A 2,650-nucleotide genomic window follows, 5' to 3' on the forward strand; every position below is an offset into this window, starting at 1 on the left:
TATTATCTGGGGCACGGGCGTGGGCACCTGGGAATGGAATGTCCAGACCGGCGAGACGCGCTTCAATGAACGCTGGGCCGAGATGATCGGCTACCGCCTGGAGGAACTGGAACCGGTTTCGATCGAGACCTGGTTCAGTATCGCCCACCCTGAGGATTTGGCCGCTTCCCAGGCGCTGCTCGAACAACACATCGCGGGCGCGATGGATGGCTACGAGGCCGAGGTCCGCATGCGCCATCGCTCCGGGGACTGGATCTGGGTGCTGGACCGGGGACGGATCAGTACTTGGACCGAGGATGGCCGACCGCAGTGGATGGCTGGCACCCATCTCGATATCACCGCGCGCAAACAGGCCGAGCTGGCCATCCAGCAAACGACGCGATTGTTGCAAGCCGCGTTGGAGAGTTCGCCCTCGGGGATACTGATCGCCGAGGGGCCGGCACGACGGATTCGTTTCGCCAATCGTCCCGCGTTGGATATGCTGGGGCTTACGGCCTCCAGCTCCGGGGGACAGTGGGATGGGCAATGGCACACCGAATGGGACGTGCGCTGGAAGGTGTTACGGCCAGACGGTCAGCCCATACCGGTGCAAGAGCGGCCCCTGACGCGGGCCCTGAGCGAAGGGGCAATCATCTCCGAAGAAGAGGCCATGGTGATCGACGCCGGGGGTACCCAACGCTGGGTCCGTGTGTCGGCGGCGCCGATCCGTGACGAGGAGGGGCGCATCAGTGCCGGAATCCTGGTGTTTTCCGATATCAGCGCGCAGAAGGAACTCCATCTCCAGTTGGAACGCAGCGCGCACTACGACGCCCTTACCGGCCTGCCCAATCGGGTCTTGCTCAACGACCGCTTGGAACAGGCCATGGCGCGCGCGCGGCGCAGCGGTCGGCCGCTGGCCGTGGCGTTCATCGACCTGGATCGATTCAAGCCGGTCAACGATCGCTATGGCCACGCCGCGGGCGATCAGTTGCTGATCGCCCTGGCGCGGCGCATGCGCGCCTGCCTGCGCGGTATGGATACGCTGGCGCGCCTGGGCGGCGATGAGTTCGTCGCCGTCCTCAGCGAACTGACCTATGAATCCGATGCGCGGGTGCTGGTCGAGCGCTTGCTCGCGGCGCTCTCGAGCGAGGTGACGCTGGATCAGGCACGGGTGCGGGTGGGCGGCAGCATCGGGCTGACCTTCTATCCACAGCCGCAGGAGCCGGATGCCGAGCAATTGCTGCATCAGGCCGATCAGGCCATGTACCAGGCCAAACTCAAGGGACGCCATACCTGGTGCATGTTCGAGGAGGTAGCGGAAAGGGCGTTCAGGCCTTGAGCCAGGATGCTCAAGGTTCAATGCGACGATCGCCACCGCTGTGGTTCACGCATCCGGGTTGTGCCGAATCCGCCAGCAGCGGTGGATGTGCGGATTGCGCGCGAAGTCCTTGGGGAGGGTCTGGGCGCTGATGTCCTCGATCGCCAGATCGCAAAGCGCCTGCTCGTCGAGTTTGAAGCGGCGTTTGTTGGTCGAGAAGATCAGCGTGCCAGTCGGCGCGAGCAGGGCCATGGCAGCGCGGATCAAGGCGACCTGATCGCGCTCGACATCGAAGGTGCCGCTCATGCGCTTGGAGGTCGAGAAGGTCGGCGGATCGAGGAAGATCAGCCCGAAATGGCCGCGATAGGCGCGGGCCTGCTCCAACCAGTCCAGACAGTTGGCCTGGATCAACTGATGATCGCGGCCGCTGAAGCCGTTCAGCGCCAGGTTGCGCCGCGCCCAGTCGAGATAGGTCTTCGACAGATCGACCGTGGTGGTCGAGCGCGCGCCGCCACGCGCGGCATGACAACTGGCGACGCCGGTGTAGCCGAACAGGTTGAGCATGTGCCGATCGACGGCCAGGCGGCCGATCAGCCGGCGCGTTTCGCGGTGGTCGAGGAACAGGCCGGTGTCCAGGTAGTCCTCGAAGTTGACCAACAGGGTCAGACTGTCCTCGGCGACCTTGTGGAAGTGGCCGGTGTGCGCGAGCCGCTCGTACTGGGCCTTGCCGCGCTGCGGCTGGCGGACCTTGAAGAACAGGTCGTGCTCCGGCACCTCCAGCACCTCGGCGATGACACCGATGCCTTCGCGCAGCCGCCGGCGCGCTGCCTTCGGGTCGATACCGGACGGAGCGGCGTATTCCTGGACTTGCACGAAACGTCGTTGCGGGGTGGCCGGCTCGGCGCTCTGGTAGAGATCGACCGCCAGCGCGTACTCGGGCAGGTCGGCATCATAGAGTCGGTAGCAGCCGATGCCCTCCTGTTGCAGCCATTTCTTCAGCGCCTTTCGATTCTTGCGCAACCGGTTGGCGAGCATCTCGGCGCCGGGGCCGCGCTCGGCGGGCGGCAGCGGGCGCGGGCGGTCCGAGACGTGCGCCGCGGACGAGACCTCGAAGTGCAGCAGACGGCATTCGATCGGCCCGTTGTAGAGGGTATGGAAGCGTTGCGCGCGCAGTCCCATGCGCTTGCCAAGCTCCGGGTTGCCGGTCAGCACCGCGGCGCGCCAGCCCTCGAACCGGGCGCGCAGCAGTGCGCCGAGCGACCGATAGAGGCCGGCGAGATCCTCGGCGCCGATGCGCTCGCCGTAGGGCGGGTTGGCGATCAGCAGGCCAGGGCAGGGCGCGGCATTGGATGC

2 protein-coding genes are annotated in these 2,650 nt (G+C 66.0%); one reads left to right on the forward strand and one right to left on the reverse strand.

Annotation, left to right across the window (positions count from 1 at the left end):
• A partial coding sequence (locus ACLFQI_RS13275; RefSeq protein WP_410760035.1) for a diguanylate cyclase domain-containing protein occupies window positions 1–1,318 on the forward strand: 1,318 nt, incomplete at its 5' end.
• A 45-nt stretch (window positions 1,319–1,363) separates the two neighbouring features.
• Here the strand turns inward: ACLFQI_RS13275 and rlmKL are convergent.
• The coding region (gene rlmKL, locus ACLFQI_RS13280; RefSeq protein ID WP_410760037.1) for a bifunctional 23S rRNA (guanine(2069)-N(7))-methyltransferase RlmK/23S rRNA (guanine(2445)-N(2))-methyltransferase RlmL at window positions 1,364–2,650 on the reverse strand (1,287 nt) is incomplete at its 5' end.

This window comes from Halochromatium sp., assembly GCF_046541315.1.
GTDB lineage: Bacteria > Pseudomonadota > Gammaproteobacteria > Chromatiales > Chromatiaceae > Lamprobacter.